At 46.8% G+C, this 18,440-nt stretch carries 11 protein-coding genes; 1 reads left to right on the top strand and 10 read right to left on the bottom strand.

The features are described from left to right. Positions 1-116 precede the first annotated feature (116 nt). The gene (locus R2S67_RS11760) at positions 117-896 is read left to right on the top strand and encodes a TSUP family transporter (protein WP_017821480.1); all 780 of its coding nucleotides are present in this window, start codon (positions 117-119) and stop codon (positions 894-896) included. Here the strand turns inward: R2S67_RS11760 and R2S67_RS11755 are convergent. The 10 genes from R2S67_RS11755 to gltB (R2S67_RS11710) form a co-directional block, all read right to left on the bottom strand. After that, positions 838-1,692, bottom strand: a complete 855-nt coding sequence (locus R2S67_RS11755) for a LysR family transcriptional regulator (protein WP_104971268.1) — start codon at positions 1,690-1,692, stop codon at positions 838-840. The two genes, R2S67_RS11760 and R2S67_RS11755, sit on opposite strands and share 59 nt — an antisense overlap. 128 nt (positions 1,693-1,820) lie before the next feature. Further along, the gene (locus R2S67_RS11750; RefSeq protein WP_005387377.1) at positions 1,821-2,441 is read right to left on the bottom strand and encodes a TRIC cation channel family protein; all 621 of its coding nucleotides are present in this window, start codon (positions 2,439-2,441) and stop codon (positions 1,821-1,823) included. A 69-nt stretch (positions 2,442-2,510) separates the two neighbouring features. Next, the gene (gene btuF, locus R2S67_RS11745) at positions 2,511-3,335 is read right to left on the bottom strand and encodes a vitamin B12 ABC transporter substrate-binding protein BtuF (RefSeq protein ID WP_301578004.1); all 825 of its coding nucleotides are present in this window, start codon (positions 3,333-3,335) and stop codon (positions 2,511-2,513) included. Continuing rightward, positions 3,335-4,288, bottom strand: a complete 954-nt coding sequence (locus tag R2S67_RS11740; RefSeq protein WP_193447648.1) for a cobalamin biosynthesis family protein — start codon at positions 4,286-4,288, stop codon at positions 3,335-3,337. Before R2S67_RS11740 ends, btuF begins: the two co-directional genes overlap by 1 nt. Positions 4,289-4,299: 11 nt before the next feature. Then, positions 4,300-4,995: a 5'-methylthioadenosine/S-adenosylhomocysteine nucleosidase gene (mtnN, locus tag R2S67_RS11735; protein WP_005396324.1), complete on the bottom strand. Its 696-nt coding sequence runs from the start codon at positions 4,993-4,995 to the stop codon at positions 4,300-4,302. A gap of 63 nt (positions 4,996-5,058) precedes the next feature. After that, positions 5,059-5,487, bottom strand: coding sequence for a DUF1499 domain-containing protein (locus R2S67_RS11730; protein WP_031780533.1), 429 nt, complete (start codon positions 5,485-5,487; stop codon positions 5,059-5,061). A gap of 91 nt (positions 5,488-5,578) precedes the next feature. Next, on the bottom strand, positions 5,579-6,991 hold the full coding sequence (locus R2S67_RS11725) for an FAD-dependent oxidoreductase (protein ID WP_317344395.1): 1,413 nt from the start codon (positions 6,989-6,991) through the stop codon (positions 5,579-5,581). 20 nt (positions 6,992-7,011) lie between these two features. Continuing rightward, on the bottom strand, positions 7,012-11,475 hold the full coding sequence (gltB, locus tag R2S67_RS11720) for a glutamate synthase large subunit (protein WP_317344393.1): 4,464 nt from the start codon (positions 11,473-11,475) through the stop codon (positions 7,012-7,014). Positions 11,476-11,927: 452 nt separating this feature from the next. Then, positions 11,928-13,397 carry a glutamate synthase subunit beta gene (locus tag R2S67_RS11715; protein ID WP_317344391.1) on the bottom strand — a complete coding sequence of 490 codons (1,470 nt, stop codon included), beginning with the start codon at positions 13,395-13,397 and terminating at the stop codon, positions 11,928-11,930. After that, positions 13,397-17,947: a glutamate synthase large subunit gene (gltB, locus tag R2S67_RS11710; RefSeq protein ID WP_317344389.1), complete on the bottom strand. Its 4,551-nt coding sequence runs from the start codon at positions 17,945-17,947 to the stop codon at positions 13,397-13,399. Before gltB (R2S67_RS11710) ends, R2S67_RS11715 begins: the two co-directional genes overlap by 1 nt. Positions 17,948-18,440: the final 493 nt, after the last annotated feature.

Raw genomic sequence — 18,440 nt, 5'->3', positions numbered from 1 at the left:
GATTCATTGATTGATGAGAATTAGGAATAGATTGGTGTCTTGACTTTCCATTGGTAGTTTTGTGAATAAGTGCTACCGTTTCTTCCTCTTTGATACCTCTTCAAAAAGGAAGTGTAGTGGAAATCACGGTTGAGATTTTGTTGGCCTTATTTTTGGTTGCGACTGCCGCAGGCTTTATTGATGCGATGGCTGGTGGGGGAGGGCTCATTACGCTCCCTGCGCTTTTGGCAGCGGGGTTGAGTCCGACTCAAGCTCTAGCAACCAACAAGTTACAAAGTTCGTTTGGCAGTTTCTCTGCTAGCTGGTATTTCGTGCGTAACGGTATTGTCAGCTTAAAGGAAATGCGTTTCGCGATACTCTGTACTTTTATTGGTGCAGCGATCGGTGCCGAGGCTGTGCAGTTTATTGATGCTAGCGTACTCACCAGTTTGATCCCTGTTCTTTTGATTGCCATTTCTCTCTATTTTTTACTCGCGCCAAGTACGCGAAAAATCGATGGAGAACCAAAGTTATCTGAAGCGATGTTTGCGCTATGCATTGGTGGCGGGATCGGTTTCTATGATGGCTTTTTTGGCCCTGGGACTGGATCTATTTTTACTGTTTGTTTTGTTGCACTAGGTCATTTCTCTTTGGTCGAAGCCACAGCTAGAACCAAAATCCTCAATTTTACGTCAAACATCGCGGCACTACTCTTTTTTATCTTAGCAGGGTTACCAGTGTGGAAGCTCGGTTTAACCATGGCTGTTGGCGGTTTTCTTGGTGCTCAGTTAGGGGCGAAGGTCGTGGTAAGTAAAGGGCAAAAATGGATTCGTCCTCTAGTTATTGTGATGTCGATGCTCATGGCAACGAAACTTCTTTGGCAACAACATCAGCAATGGATTTTGTCAGTGCTTTAACTCGTTCGCTGCGATATGTGCTGTGGCGCAAGCAGATATGTATTGGTCGAATTAACTGTCCTAGTTCTTCAAAGTCATAGCAGAATTTGGGTGTGATATTAAGTGTCTTCAGGATAGATTTAGGAATTAAAGCAGGAGCCATTCCGCCCAAAGCCAGTTGTGCTGCCGCAGTGTATGAATCCATTTCCATCAAAGGCTCAATTCCGTATTTTGACAAAATAGCTTGTTGGTAAGTGTTGGCAGGATTGGTTAAGTCATTGGTCAAAATGGCTTTGGGTAGTTGCGAAAGTGGGTATCTACTGACGATTGAAAAAGGTTCATCAGCGAGGTGAAGGCTCATTAATCCATGATGAGGCGGTAAATAACCAGCACAGAATCCCAGTGTCGCTTTACCTGATTTGACGTTCTCAATAATGCGTGGTGTATGATTGGTCGATATTCGTATGTACTGGTCATGGGCAAAGCGTTCTGCCATGATCACACTAAGGTATCCAGCGACTAAGGTTTCAGAGCAGTCTATCTTGATCAAAGAAGTATCTTCTATTTCTTGCTGATCATAGATCTGACCTCTTAACTCATTGAACGTTGGCTCGATCGTGTTGATGAGCGCGAGGCCATCGGAGGTCAGCTTTATATGCCGACCACTTGGCTCAATCAATTTTTTTCCTAACTTCTTCTCTAGATTCGAAATGCGCTTACTCACCGCAGATTGACTAATATAGAGTTGGCTGCCCGTGCGGCTCATGGTTTTTTCTTTACTGAGGACAAGTAACGTCTCAATACCTTCAAGCAACATAATAATTAATGAAAGTTAGGAATGGTTGAGATAATTTAGCGAATTGTCCAAGAATTGGCGAATTAAATGAGCATAAATTAGAGGAGCCGACACTTGGTCGACTCGATGATGAGTGATGCTGTTTGTGTTTAACGGTTAATTGCGAAAGTTGGCAGGGATAGATGCCAACGAATAGCACCGAGACGTATAATGAGCGTTGAGATTACACCAGCGAGTAAAGCCGTTGAGTGGTCATAACCCATGTTTACCGCCATCGTATGGAAGATGCCGCCAATAATACATGCCGTAGCGTAGACTTCACTTCTTAATACCATAGGAACTTCGCGAGCCAGCACGTCTCGTATAATGCCACCTCCACAGCCAGTAATAACCCCCATTATCACAGCGACCATTCCAGATGCATTGTAGGCGAGTGCCTTCTCTACTCCAATTCCCACAAATACAGCGAGACCGATGGCATCACAAACGGGTAATACCCACCATGAGAGTCGCTTGGGTCTTCGAATAACAAGCATGGTTAGTAGACACGTAACAAATATCACCCATAAATACGTAGTATCTGTTATCCAAAATACAGGAGTGGCACCTAGCGCCATGTCTCGGATTGTTCCGCCACCAATAGCAGTCACACTGCCGAGAACGATAACGCCGAATGGATCCATTTTTAAACGGCCCGCCAGTAACACGCCAGAGATAGCGAAAACAGCGGTACCGAACAAATCGATCATATAAAGCAGCATGGAGTCCATGTTACTTAGTACCTTTATATAGTGTGAGAAAAAATGGGCGGAAATTGTACGGTATTTGCCACGAAATCGTTAGCGTTTTTGACGAACGCTTTTAAAGTGCTCACACACTTCTGTGATCGCATTTAGTGTGCGTGGGGTTGGGCGGTTAATCCAATCTGAGTTTAGAGACCAGATGTGTTTATTTCTAAGTGCGGGAAGCTCATTGCTCCACTCTGCCCACATACCATCATTACTCATTGCGTGACGAGAAGTAAAAATAACCTCTGGTTGGCGAGTGATGACCTGCTCGATGCTGACCTGAGGATAAGGCGCGCTGGATTCTGCGAAAATGTTTTCACCACCGCAAAAAGTAAAGACTTCACTTGGCCAGTTCTTCCCGGCGACAGTGATGATAGGCTTTTCACTCAACTGATAAAAGTAACGAACTTTCTCGTGCGTGTTGTACTTCTCTTTTAGTGTATTCAGTTGCGTTCTAAAATCTTCAGCGGCCTTTTGTCCTATTTGCGGGGTTTCGCTGTATTGGCTTAGCTGCTCGATATTATTGGCGATATCTTCCAGTGAGCCTGTAGTGGAATAATAGATAGGAATGCCGAACTGTTTAATTTTCTCCAGCTCTTTTGCCGGGTTTCCTGCCGGCCAAGCAATGACTAAATCCGGTTGAAGAGCAATAATGCGCTCTAATTTAATTCCTTGGTAATTAGAGACTCTTTCCAGCTGCTTTGCCTGCTCTGGATAATCACTCATTTCGCTGACAGCAACAAGCTTGTCTCCTAGCCCTGCCGCAAAGGCAATTTCAGTGGCATGCGGAGCTAAACTTACAATGCGTTGCGCTGGTGTTTGGGCGAAGGTCGCTGTCGAAACAAACAGCGTTAATGCGAAGCATAGTTTATTCATCATAATCCTTGATAAATCATTCCTAAAAGCAGACTTTGGATAGCTATCCAAACGAAGACTCGCCAAACGAGCAGCGTATGTATTTGTGAAAGGTGAATAGCCGATGGGGCGATTCGTCCACCGATTTTTGCGCGTTCCGCACGTATACCTTGATAGATAGCAGGGCCGCATAAAGAGAGTTGTAGTTTGTGTCCGATGGTACACAACACCCAGGCGGGCCCGGGTAGTGGCCAAGACTTCGCTTGTTGCTGTACACCAGAAAGCACATTGCTTACGTTCTTTCCTACAGCTAAAAGTATGGCAAAGAGACGAAGTGGAATAATATCCAGAGCGGCAACCAGCTGAACGGCAGGTTTACCAAAGGGCAAATATTGGCGTCGGCTAGGGGACCAAACTCGAGCTAACTCTGTGGCTAGTCGATACATTAACGCACCAATACCACCTGCTAGTGCGTACCAAAATAACACACCGATTACGTTGCGGCTGTATCCCATAATCACAGCTTCTGAGCTTGCTTTACCTATGCCGATGATCGAGAGGCTGTCAGTATCGCGATTAAGGTATGGTCTTAGTAATTGTCGGCACTGAGCTTTGTCTTCTCTCGACATACTTGTGACGAGTTGTTTCGTTAAGGCTTCGCTGTTGCGCCAGTCCAAAGCAATGATCAATAGCACTAGTTCGTATAAAGGCACTTGCCAAACGAATGGCTCCACGGCAATCAGCAAGATCAAGCAAGGCAATAGCATCAAGCCCAATGCAAGACTGCCGGAGGTCAGGCTCTGTGAGTAACTATGATTATTGTTTACTTTGTTGGCGAGGTTCTCAGCTAACTTTCGCCATAAAGTGATGGGATGCGATGAACGGGGGATTGGTAAAATAAGGTGAAAGAGCAGTGCGCCCCACATAATAAGGAGCGCACCGTTGGCATAAAATGACTGAAAAACTTCTTCCATGAATGAGTCGTTTACTTAATGAGTTCCAGCATTTTGAATACCATTTCAGAAGAGCTTTTTGCTGCTAGCGGTAGGAACTCATCAAAGCTCATTGGTGACTCTTTATCAGCGACATCAGAGATTGCGCGCACAACAACAAACGGCGTGTTGAATTGGTGACAAGTTTGAGCGATAGCAGATGCTTCCATTTCTACCGCGATAACGGATGGGAAGTGCTTACGAATAAACTCTTGGCGTTCAGCGGTGCAAACAAATGCATCACCAGTACAGATCAGGCCGCGAACTGCATGAGTGTTTTCCATTTGCGCTAGTGCCTTTTCTGCTAAATCCATTAGCTTTTCATCCGCTTTGAATGCAGCAGGCTGGCCAGCCATTTGGCCAATTTCATAACCAAAAGCGGTCACGTCTGCATCGTGATGACGAACTTCTGTTGAGATAACAACATCACCTAGATTTAGGCTTGAATCGAAGCCACCAGCAGAGCCTGTGTTAATCACAACATCTGGCTGGTATTCATCAAGAAGAATGGTAGTGCCTACTGCAGCTGCAACTTTACCGATACCTGATTGTAGTACGACTACTTCTACATCATTAATTTGACCAGAGAAAAACGTACAACCTGCTTTATTTACGGTTTTGCAGTTTGTGATTGCTTCTTTCAGGATGGTCACTTCTTGTTCCATCGCACCGATGATACCAACTTTCATAACACTCTCTTTCGGTAAATATTTTAGTTGGCCGAGAGTATAGCACTCCCCGTGAGCAGTTTTCTATTTGATGAGCTTAGCTTGAGTGAGCTTTTCTCGTAATTGTTCGGCGCGCTTTCTGTTTACGCCAAAGTCAGAATAGCCCACACGTGACTCTGAGCGAACAATCAGTTTGTCTCCTGCTACTTTTAATTCGAGGTCATCCACGAAGCGCATGATTTTAGATGTGCATTCTATCCGAAGGTAATCACCCTCTTTTACCGCGGTTTTGGCGCCAGGAAGTTGAAGCGCGGCTTGCTCAATAGCATCTAACGTTGCGGACTCAGTGAGCAAAAAAGGTGCTAATTGAAACTTGTCTCTTGAGTCCTGAGTTGAAACGCAATTTGGTTTGTCACCACAAGGTGATTGAGAACGATCTGGCATACTGGTGACTCCTTGGCTGCAGGCTGTAAGGCTGAGTAAAGCGATGGAAAGGAGAGCGGCTTTTTTCATTGTATTTACTCTTATAGTTTTGCTTCTAATTATATGGATACAAAAGAAAAAGGATCCAATAATAGGATCCTTTTTGTGATGTTAGCTGTGATTAGACTTCTAGGTAATCAAGAATGCCTTCTGCCGCTTTTCGCCCTTCATCAATGGCGGTTACGACGAGGTCTGAGCCACGGACCGCATCACCGCCAGCGAAGATTTTCGCATTGCTGGTTTGGTACATGAACGCTTGCTCAACAGGTGCCTTGATACGTCCCCATTGGTCTAAATCGACACCATACGGTTCCAACCAGTCCATTTTGTGTGGCTGGAAACCAAATGCCATGATCACGGCATCCGCAGGCAATACATGTTCACTGCCTTCCACTGGTTCTGGTCTGCGACGACCTGCATCATCGGGCTCACCTAAAGCGGTTTTTACCACTTTAACGCCCGATACGTTACCTGAGGCGTCGACCTCCACACCGAGTGGTTGCAGGTTAAACATGAACTTCACGCCTTCTTCCTTCGCGTTTTTTACCTCGCGACGAGAGCCAGGCATGTTGGCTTCGTCACGACGATAAGCACAAATCACATTGGAGGCTCCTTGGCGAATAGAGGTTCGTACACAGTCCATTGCGGTATCGCCACCACCAAGCACGACCACTTTCTTTCCTGCCATGTCGATAAAAGGTTGGTTGTTCTCAAGCTCCATGACTTTGTAGGTATTCGAAATTAAAAATGGCAGCGCGTCATATACACCCGGCGCATCCTCATTTTCTAGTCCTGCACGCATGTATTTATAGGTGCCAACGCCTAAGAAAATGGCATCGTACTCATCGATTAGATCTTGCATTTGTACATCTTTACCGACTTCCACGTTCATGCGGAACTCGACGCCCATTTCAGTGAACACACGGCGACGATTTTCCATTACCCCTTTTTCAAGCTTGAACGAAGGGATACCGAAAGTCAGTAGTCCGCCGATTTCCGGGTAGCGGTCAAACACGACTGGCTTAACGCCATTGCGCACTAGGATATCAGCGGCTGCCAAGCCTGCTGGGCCAGCTCCAATGATTGCGACCTTTTTATCGGTCCACTCCACCTTGGACATATCTGGCTTCCAGCCCATTTCAAAGGCTTTGTCGGTAATGTACTTTTCTATATTACCGATGGTGACGGCACCAAAGTCATCATTAAGCGTGCATGAACCTTCACATAGACGGTCTTGAGGACAAACGCGTCCACATACTTCAGGTAAACTATTGGTTTGATGCGATAGCTCAACAGCTTCAAGAATACGTCCCTCATTTGCCAGTTTTAGCCATTGAGGGATGTAGTTGTGTACTGGGCACTTCCATTCACAGTATGGGTTACCGCAATCTAAACAGCGGTCTGCTTGCGCAGTGGCTTGTTGCTTAGTAAACGGCTCGTAGATTTCAACGAACTTGATCTTACGAACTTTGATCGGCTTTTTGGCAGGATCTACACGCTGCACATCGATAAATTGATAAACGTTCTGGCTCATGATTCAAACATCCTCCATGATTACTGTGCTTGAACACGCAGCTCTGCAGCACTGCGGCTCTGGTGACCAAGTAGCGTGCGAAGATCAGCCGCTTGTGGTTTCACCAAATAGAACTTTGGAATCCATTCATCAAAGTTCGCCAAAATATTTTCTGCATGACTCGACCCTGTTTCTTCAAGGTGTTCCGCAATTAGGCCACGCAAATGTTCTTGGTGGATGTATAGATCGGACAATGAGATGGCTTCGACAGACTCAGTATTAACTCGACCTTCAAAGCTCTGGTTTTCATCCAGAACATAGGCAAAGCCTCCGGTCATACCTGCACCAAAGTTCACGCCTGTTGCACCTAGAATGGCAACAATACCGCCAGTCATGTACTCACAAGCGTTATCTCCCGCACCTTCAATGACGGCAATCGTACCTGAGTTTCGTACCCCAAAACGTTCACCCGCTTTACCTGCTGCGAACAGTTTACCGCCCGTTGCGCCGTACAAACACGTGTTACCAATAATTGTGGCTTCATGACACTTGAACGCTGTACCTAAGTGAGGCTTAATGGCGATCTTGCCGCCTGCCATGCCTTTCCCTACGTAGTCATTCGCATCACCTGTGAGGTAAAGCTCTACGCCACCCGCATTCCAAACGCCAAAGGACTGGCCGGCAGTGCCGTCAAGATAGATTTTGATAGGGGAAGCTGCCAATCCTTGGTTGCCATAGCGTTTTGCTATTTCGCCAGATAAGCGTGCACCCACAGAACGATCAGTGTTGATGACATTGTAGAAGAAACTTGCCGATTGGCTGTTTTCTACCGCATACATGGCATCATCAATGATCTTTTGATTGAGCTCAGCTTTATCAAACGGTTTATTTGGTTCCGTCCAAAACAGCGGATGACCTTCAGGCGAGACGGGAGCTTCTAGAATGTTGGATAGATCCAATTTGGTTTGCTTTGCGGTAAAGCCTTCTACTGCTTCAAGTAAATCGGTACGACCAATCAAGTCCGTCAGTTTTTCAACGCCTAGCTCAGAAAGCAGCTTGCGCACTTCTTCTGCCAGTCCGGTGAAGTAGTTCATCACCATTTCAGGTAAGCCTTTGAAGTACTCTTTACGCAGCGTTTCGTCTTGAGTCGCAACCCCTGTTGCACAGTTGTTGAGGTGACAAATTCGCAGGAACTTACAACCCATAGCAACCATTGGAGCGGTACCAAATCCGAAGCTTTCCGCACCAAGAATCGCGGCCTTAACCACGTCTAGACCAGTCTTTAGACCACCGTCTACCTGTAGGCGGATCTTATGACGCAGACCGTTAGCAACCAGTGCTTGTTGTGTCTCTGCCAACCCCAACTCCCAAGGGCTACCAGCGTATTTTACCGAAGTTAATGGGCTTGCTGCAGTACCACCGTCGTAACCCGAGATGGTAATGAGATCAGCGTAAGCCTTTGCTACGCCCGTTGCGATGGTGCCGACACCTGGCTCGGAGACGAGTTTTACCGAAACCAGCGCATTCGGGTTGACTTGTTTAAGGTCGAAGATCAGCTGGGCCAAATCTTCAATCGAATAAATATCGTGGTGTGGAGGAGGGGAGATTAACGTCACCCCTTGCACGGAGTAACGTAGCTTGGCGATTTCTGCTGTGACTTTGTGTCCCGGTAGCTGACCACCTTCACCCGGTTTAGCTCCTTGCGCTACCTTGATTTGTAGTACATCTGCATTAGTAAGATAATGAGGCGTGACACCAAATCGGCCTGAAGCAATTTGCTTGATGCGCGAGTTACGTTCAGTGCCGAAACGGCGAGGATCTTCACCACCTTCACCGGAGTTTGAATAGCCACCAAGACGGTTCATCGCAGTCGCGAGTGCTTCATGCGCTTCAGGGCTAAGTGCGCCAATGGACATGGCCGCAGAGTCGAAGCGTTTGAACAGTTCAGTGCGTGGTTCTATTTGCTCTAGTGGCAGCGGTGAGTCTGATTTTTTCAGCGACATTAAGTCACGCAGCATGGCAACAGGGCGTTGGTTTACCTGCTTAGCAAAGCTCTGATAGTCGTTACTTTCGCCAGATTTAACGGCCTGTTGCAGCGTGCCGACAACATCCGGGTTGTAAGCATGATACTCACCTCCATGGACATACTTTAACAAGCCGCCATGATCAATCGATTTACGTTTCGCCCATGCTTTGCGAGATAAGTTTGTAAGATCTTGCTGGAAGTCGTCAAAATTTGCGCCTTCAATACGAGTTGTGACGCCTTTAAAACACTGGTCGACCACATCTTGGTTCAAGCCAACTGCTTCAAACAGTTGTGAGCAGCGGTAAGAGGCGATGGTTGAGATCCCCATCTTTGACATGATTTTATACAGGCCCTTGTTGATGCCGTATTGGTAGTTCTGCATCACATCGCGATAGTCTTTCTCTAGTGCCTTATCATCAATCAGTTTACCTAACGCTTCATAAGCAAGGTATGGGTAAACTGCAGTCGCACCAAAGCCAAGCAAGACAGCAAATTGGTGTGGGTCACGTGCAGTTGCGGTTTCGACTACAATGTTGGCATCGCAACGTAAGTTCGCATCAATCAAACGAGTTTGAACGGCGCCGACTGCCATTGCCGCTGGAATTGGTAACTTGCCTTTGACCAAAGCGCGATCTGAAAGTACCACTAAAACCGTGCCTTCACGTACGACTTGCTCTGCTTGCTCACAGAGATCATTAATGGCTTGTTTAAGATCTTTCTCTTGTGGATCGTAGTTGATATCTAGAATGGTATTACGGTAGTGATCGTCACCAAGCTCGAGCAGTTGCTGCATGTCTGAATAAAGCAGTACAGGCGAATCAAATGTTACGCGATGCGCGTGGCCATCGGTTTCACAGAAGACATTCATTTCCTTACCGATACTGGTTGCCAGTGACATCACGTGTTTTTCACGCAGTGGATCGATCGGTGGATTGGTGACCTGAGCGAACTTCTGGCGGAAGTAGTCAGTTACCAAGCGCTCTTTTGAGGAGAGCACTGCCATTGGAGTATCGTCACCCATAGAACCAACGGCTTCTTGGCCCATTTCTCCGAGTACACGCAGAACTTGGTCGACTTCTTCGTTCGTCATCGCGAATTGCTTTTGATAAGTCTTAAGTAAGTCTTCATCAAAGCTGCGCTCGCCTACTTGATCCTCAGGTAGCTGAGAAAATGGTGTGAGTTTGCGAACGTTGTTTTCCATCCATTCGCGATAAGGGTGACGAGATTTCAGATCATTATCGATCTCGCTAGACTGCCAAAGCTTACCTTTACGAGTGTCGATGACGAGCAATTCACCCGGACCTACACGCCCTTTTTCGGCAACTTCATCTGGGGCGTAATTCCAAATCCCTACCTCAGATGCCAGAGTGATCAACTTGTCTTTGGTAATTACATAACGTGCAGGACGCAGACCATTTCGGTCTAGGTTACAAGCAGCATAACGACCATCGGACAGTACGATACCTGCTGGGCCATCCCATGGTTCCATGTGCTTGGAGTTGAAATCGTAAAACGCCCGCAGATCCGGATCCATATCTGGATGGTTTTGCCATGCAGGCGGCACAAGCATACGCATGGCGCGGAAGATATCCATGCCGCCAGCTAAGAAGAGATCCAGCATATTATCTAAGCTGGAGGAGTCTGAACCTGTCTCGTTCACAAATGGTGCTGCAGTTTGAAGATCGGGCAGCAGTGGTGACGAGAACTTGTAAGCACGAGCTCGTGCCCATTGTCGATTACCTTCAATGGTGTTGATCTCACCATTATGAGCAAGGTAACGGAACGGTTGAGCTAATGGCCAACGCGGTTGAGTGTTGGTAGAAAAACGCTGGTGGAAAAGGCAGATAGCTGATTCCATGCGTAGATCAGCAAGATCAAGATAGAAGCGCGGTAAGTCCGCAGGCATGCACAAGCCTTTATACACCAAAACTTGTGTCGACAAGCTACAGATGTAGAAATCAGGATCTTCGGTGATTTGTTTCTCGATGCGACGGCGTGCGATGTAGAGACGACGCTCAATGTCACGCTCGCGCCAACCTGCCGGAGCAGAGATAAAGACTTGTTGAATGTCTGGAAGTGAATCGGCGGCGATTGGGCCGAGTACTTCTGAATTGGTCGGTACTTCACGCCACCCTGCCACCGTCAGAGTCTCTTGTGCGAGCTCTTTGTTGATGATGTCTTTGGCTAGTTGAGCTTTCACCGGGTCTTGGTTGAAGAAAATCATCCCTACGGCGTATTGCTTGCCAAGGTTGAAGCCATTTTCTTCAGCGATAAGGCGTAAATAGGAATCGGGCTTTTGTAGAAGAAGACCACAACCATCACCGGTTTTACCATCGGCGGCGATACCACCACGGTGGGTCATGCGGTCAAGTGCAGAAATTGCTGTACGTACCAGCTTGTGACTTTGCTCGCCTTCCATGTGCGCGATTAAGCCAAATCCACAGTTGTCTTTCTCAAGACTTGGATCATAAAGAGCCATTGCAATTCTCCCTTTGCTTATCTGTCATCCCGACAGATATATCAACACTGCTCAAGTTGATAATGATGACTAACTATGCGTCACTTTCTAAGTTTTATGTATATATATTCAATAAAATTCGTCAAATATCTTAACAAAAATTGTGTGTTTTATTTTCACCAACTTCACAAGCTATAGCTTATTGTAAAAAAGGTCAAGTTATTAGTGAATCATCGCGTGAATATGCGATTTACCATTTAATTGGCTGAAATAGTTCAAGAAAAACAGTGAGATAGAAAAGTGATTGTTACAAAAAAGTAACATTTGATTCTGACGGGAATAAAAAAGACCAGCACAAAATGCTGGTCAAAATAAAAAGATTGGAAGGAACTGTTTTCTTTCCTGACGACCAGCCATCGATAGTACTGATGGCTGGGTTTATGCCTCGAAAAGAGGAAGTGAGCGCACTCCCTTTAAGCAGAAAGCATCAGTGAATCTGCTTTTGCTTCTAGGTTTGTGCCACCCATTAGGTAATCATCGATAGCACGGGCACATTCGCGGCCTTCATTGATACAACGAACCACCAAAGATTGGCCTGTTCGCATATCACCAGCAGCAAATACACCTTCTTGGTTAGTAGCAAAACCTTGAGTTGCTACGTTACCGCGATCATCTAGCGCGATATCCAGTTGAGCAAGTACGCCTGTTGGTTCAGGGTGTAGGAAGCCCATCGCTAGAAATGCCATATCACATGGAATCACACGCTCGCTGCCTTCTACTTCTTTGAAGCTTGGACGTTCACCTGGTTTCGCATCTTGCCAAACGATATCAGCTAAACGAAGGCCTGTAACTTCACCTTTGTCATTGCCGATGAACTCTTTGGTTAGGATATTCCAGTGACGATCAACGCCTTCTTCATGAGACGTCGAAGTACGTAGGATCATCGGGTACTGTGGCCATGGCATATTGGCAGGACGTTTCTCTGGTGGAATCGGCATGATTTCAACCTGAGTGATGCTTGCTGCACCGTGGCGGTTTGATGTACCTACACAGTCAGAACCCGTATCACCACCACCGATAACGACAACATGCTTACCCGCGGCGTGAAGTTCTTCACCCTTAAGATCCATGTTGTTGGCACGGCGGTTGTTTTGACCTAGGAATTCCATCGCGAAGTGAACGCCTTTTAGTTCACGACCCGGAACTGGCAAATCACGTGGAACAGTTGAGCCACCAGTCAGCAGAACCACATCGAATTCTTGACGTAGTTGCTGAGCATTCACATTGACACCAACGTGTTGATTTACTTTGAATTCGATACCCGCTTCTGCCATCAAGTTGATTTTGCGGTCAATCACATCCATACCCAGTTTGAAGTCTGGGATACCAAAACGCAGTAGACCACCCACTTTCTCGTCTCGCTCGAATACAGTCACAGTATGACCAGCGCTATTTAGCTGCTCGGCAGCCGCAAGACCTGCAGGACCTGAACCGATGATCGCAACAGTTTTACCTGTGCGAGAGCGTGGTGTTTTTGGTTTGGCGTACCCTTCTCGATACGCCGTTTCTACGATGGTTTTCTCGATATTACAGATAGTGATCGGGTCTTGGTTGATGCCAAGTACACAAGCACTTTCACATGGTGCTGGGCAAACACGACCAGTAAACTCAGGGAAGTTATTAGTCGAGCTTAGAATGTTCCATGCTTCTTCCCAGCTATCACGATAAACTGCGTCATTAAACTCTGGGATGATGTTACCGATAGGGCAGCCGTTATGACAAAACGGCACACCACAATCCATACAACGAGAAGCCTGAGTATTGATTTTGTCACCAAACTCCTCGTTTAGAACAAACTCTTTATTGTTCTTAATACGTTCAGCTGGGTCGATCTTCTGTGGTAGTTCACGACCGTGCTCTAAAAATCCAGTAGGCTTACCCATTATACTGCCTCCGCTTGAGTTTCGTTTCCTTGAGACTGCGCTTCAGCTTTACGCTTTTGAAGCACCGCTTTGTAGTCACGCGGCATCACCTTAACCATAGAGGCTAGGCTTGCTTCAAAGTTGTCTAGGAAAGACTGAGCGACTTCACTTCCTGTGAATTGAACATGCTTAGTTAGCATGTCGAGTAATAGATCTCTGTCTTCTTTCTCGATTGGATCTAGGTCTACTAGCTCTGGGTTCAGTTTTGACTCAAAGTCACCTGATTTATCCCATACGTAAGCCACGCCGCCACTCATACCTGCGGCAAAGTTACGACCTGTTGAACCAAGGATAATTGCTGCACCGCCCGTCATGTATTCACAACCGTGGTCACCGACGCCTTCTACTACTACTTTCGCACCTGAGTTACGAACACAGAAACGTTCACCAGCCATACCGCGAATGAAAGACTCACCCGAAGTAGCACCGTAGAAACACACGTTACCAACCACGATGTTGTCTTCCGCGACAATGCTTGATTTTGCGTCTGGGTAAAGTACTAACGTACCGCCAGATAAGCCTTTACCCCAGTAGTCATTCGCATCGCCTTCCACTTCGAACTTCACGCCTTTAGCGAGAAATGCACCGAATGACTGACCCGCGGAACCTTTGAACTTCACGTTCATTGGCTGAGGCAGACCGGCATCTTTATACACTTTCGAGATTTCGTTCGACAACATGGTACCTGCAGAGCGGTCCGTGTTGACGATAGGGAACTCGGCATTCACCGCTTCACCTTTCTCGAGTGCAGGAATCGCTGCTTGAATCAGCTTACGGTCTAGTACTTCTTCTAGGTTGTGGTTCTGCTGAGCTTGGTTGAATACACCATCAGCTTCACGTGGTTGCTCAACGTGAAGAACAGGAGACAGATCTAGGTTCTTATATTTCCAGTGAGAAACGTCTTGGCGAATCTTCAGTTTCTGACCTTGACCGACCATCTCATCGATAGTGCGGAAGCCAAGTTCAGCCATGATTTCACGCAGACCTTGTGCCATGTACTGGAAGAAGGTTACGACGTCTTCTACGCGACCATCAAAGCGCTCGCGAAGTGTCTTGTTTTGAGTCGCGATACCAACAGGACAGGTGTTCTTATGACACTTACGCATCATGATACAACCTTCAACCACCAATGCTGCGGTTGCCACGCCCCATTCTTCTGCACCAAGTAGTGTTGCGACTGCAAGGTCACGAGGTGTCTTCATCTGACCATCCGCTTGAACCACGATACGGTTACGTAGACCGTTCTTCAGTAGCGTTTGGTGCGTTTCTGCCAAGCCAAGTTCCCAAGGAAGGCCTGTATGACGGATTGAAGACATTGGGGATGCACCTGTACCACCGTCGAAACCTGCGATAAGTACAACGTCCGCTTTCGCTTTCGCTACACCAGAAGCGATCGTACCTACGCCAGCTTCTGATACTAGTTTCACGTTTACACGACCTGCGCGGTTCGCATTCTTCAAGTCGTAGATCAGCTGAGCCAAATCTTCGATTGAGTAGATATCGTGGTGTGGCGGTGGTGAGATAAGACCGACGCCCGGAGTTGAGTGACGTGTTGCACCGATCCAGTCGTCTACTTTATCACCTGGTAGCTGACCACCTTCACCTGGCTTCGCACCTTGAGCCATTTTGATTTGCAGCTCTTCAGCGTTAGTTAGGTAGTAAGAGGTTACGCCGAAACGACCTGAAGCCACCTGCTTGATCGCAGAGCGTTCCCAATCGCCGTTCTCTTTACGCTCGAAACGCATTGGGTCTTCACCACCTTCACCAGAGTTCGATTTCGCGCCAAGGCGGTTCATAGCAACAGCCAGTGTGGAGTGTGCTTCGTAAGAAATAGAACCGAATGACATAGCACCGGTCGCGAAGCGTTTCACGATGCTTTCAATTGGCTCGACGTCGTCGATAGAGATAGAACCTGCTGGGTTCTTAATGAACTCAAGTTGGCTGCGCAGGGTTACCGCGTTGTCGCCTTGCTTATCTACGGCTGTCGCATATTGCTTGAACTGATCGTAGTTCTTGTTGCGCGTAGACTCTTGCAGTAGCGAGATGGTTTCTGGGTTGAATAGGTGCTTCTCACCACGCTGTTTCCATTGGTAAACACCACCTACATCCAGCATTTGAATTGGGATTTCGCGTTGTGGGTAACCGATGCGGTGACGAACGAGCACTTCTTTAGCAATATCGTCAAGGGTGAGACCTTGGATACGAGAAACTGTACCTGTGAAGTACTTGTCTACCACTGACTTATGAATACCCAAGGCTTCGAAGATTTGCGCACCGTGGTACGACTGCAGGGTTGAGATACCCATCTTCGAGAAGATCTTCAGAAGACCGCCATTGATCGCTTTACGGTAGTTGTTGAACAGATCGCGAGGGTTCGCTTCTGGGTCCAGCTTCTTCGTACGCTGAAGCTCAATGATGGTTTCAATCACTAGGTATGGGTTAACGGCGTTGGCACCGTAACCAATTAGCGTTGCAAAGTGGTGCGTTTCACGCGCGTCACCAGTTTCAACCACGATGTCACACTTCGCACGTAGACCTTTGCGGATCAAGTGGTGATGTACTGCGCCAACTGCCAGCATTGCTGGGATCGCCGCGTGGTTTGAGTTCACTGCACGGTCAGTTAGCAGGATGATTGAGTAACCATCAATAACCGCATCTTCTGCGTATTGGCAGATACGTTTTAGTGCGCGCTCAAGCTTGCCTTGGTCTTCACTGGCTTGGAATACGATATCCAGTGTCTTCGCCTGAAGATGCTCGTTGTCAATAGCACGCAGTTTCTCAAGCTCAGAGTTGGCCAGAACAGGCGATTCCAATTCGACTTTCTGACAGTGAAGTGGTGTTTCAGTCAGAAGGTTTTGGTCTTTACCCAAGTAAGTGTTCAGCGACATAACCATACGCTCACGGATCGGATCGATCGGTGGGTTAGTTACCTGTGCGAACAGCTGCTTGAAGTAGTTTGAAAGATGTTGCGACTGATGAGATAGCACTGCAAGAGGCCAGTCGGCACCCATTGCTGATAATGGCTCTTTACCTTCATTTGCCATTGGAACGATGATTTCGTTCACTTCTTCAGTACTTACGCCAAACGCTTGTTGGCGGTGTAGAAGATGTTCTGGCTTAGGTTGGCTGAATTGGTTGCTCGCATCTGGCAGCTTCTTCAAGCTTAGTAGGTTTTCTTCTACCCACTTTTCGTAAGGCTGCGCTGTTGCGATGGTGTCTTTCACTTCTTCATCAGAGATGATGCGACCTTGCTCTAGGTCTGCAACGAAGATACGACCCGGTTGTAGACGACCGCGGAACTCAACGTTCTCTGGCTCAATATCCACAACACCAGATTCTGATGCCATTACTAGGAAGTTATCTTTGGTCACTGTGTAGCGAGAAGGGCGCAGACCGTTACGGTCGAGTGTCGCACCAACTTGAACACCATCAGTAAAACATACTGAAGCCGGACCATCCCATGGTTCCATGATGTTCGCGTGGTACTGATAGAACGCGCGACGCTTAGGATCCATGTTTTTGTTTTCTTGCCATGCTTCCGGGATCATCATCATCAATGCGTGCGGCAGGCTACGACCAGAAAGAACTAGGAGCTCAAGTGCCATGTCAAAGTTAGATGAATCCGAACTGCCTTCCTGACAAATAGGAAGCAGCATGTCGATTTCAGCTTGGGTAAATAGATCGGATTCAATTATCGCCTCACGGGCTTTCATCCAGTTCAAGTTACCTCGAACTGTATTGATTTCACCGTTGTGGGCAATGTAACGGAAAGGTTGTGCAAGACGCCATTTCGGGAAGGTGTTGGTAGAGAAGCGAGAGTGTACCAGTGCCAGCGCAGTCACCATGGTCGGGTTTTGCAGATCAAGGAAGTACTGAGGGACTTGCTCGGTCGTTAACTGACCTTTGTACACCAATGTCTTGTAAGACATTGAGTTAATGTAGAAGTCATCACCAATGTTCGAAACGCTTTCTAGGCAAACACGTACAGTGTAGTTACGAAGTACGTACAGTTTACGCTCTAGCTCTTCAGGTGTGATACCTGGACCACCAGAGATAAACACATGCTCAAACTGAGGTTCTGTGCTTAGCGGGTCGGCACCGATCATTGAGTTATCGGTTGGCAATACGCGGTAGCCAATAACTTCAAGGTCTAGACGCTGAGCGTTGCGTTCTAGAATGTCACGGCATTGCTCGCGTTTGTATTCGTCTTTCGGGAAAAGTACGACACCCACACCATACTTTTCAAATGAAGGCAGTTTAATGCCGAGCTTAACGGCCTCTTCTAATAGGAATTCATGAGGTTTTTGTAGCAAGATACCCGCACCATCACCGCTGCATGGATCACAACCTTGACCACCACGGTGCTCCATGCGAGCTAGCATATCCAATGCTTGAGTCACTACTTCATGAGATTTACGGTTTTTAAGGTGAGCAACAAAACCGATACCACACGCGTCATGCTCCAATTCAGGAGTATATAGACCCTGTGGATTTTGCTCTCTATCTACCATAGATACATCCTTCCAGTTCAATGTCGACGCAAAAGCACCAGGCAGGCAAATGCCACCTAGACCATTGATTACGTCTTGTCCTTTATATTTATTATCGCCACCGATCTAGGTTGACCGATCTTGATTCCTTTCCGTATCTCGCAGGAAAAGTTTTGCGAGAAAAACAATCCTTGGTGGTATCCCTTTATTTATTGCCACTATTTAGTGATTTATATAGGTAGGAGTGGGATAACACCGACAAATCCCGCAGTGTACTTTGTAATAAAAGTCACAAAAATAACGGGGTTGTGTAAGTATCCTACAATTTTGTCACTTCAGAATGCAATGAAAAAGTCGACGTTGTGACCCAATTTTTTCGTTTAATTATGCATTTTTAGTTTAACATTTACGCAACATGAACGTTTTTTATCTGTATTTATGCAGGTTTATTGATTTTGAGCCGTATGATGTTTGTTTGAATTGACTAGTATTGTGTGTTTTTTCTTGCAGGGAT

It is taken from the genome of Vibrio sp. T13N, assembly GCF_032970445.1.
Lineage (GTDB): Bacteria > Pseudomonadota > Gammaproteobacteria > Enterobacterales > Vibrionaceae > Vibrio > Vibrio diabolicus.
The sequence above is the reverse complement of the archived record's forward strand: the minus strand, read 5'-3'. Positions and strand labels throughout refer to the sequence as shown.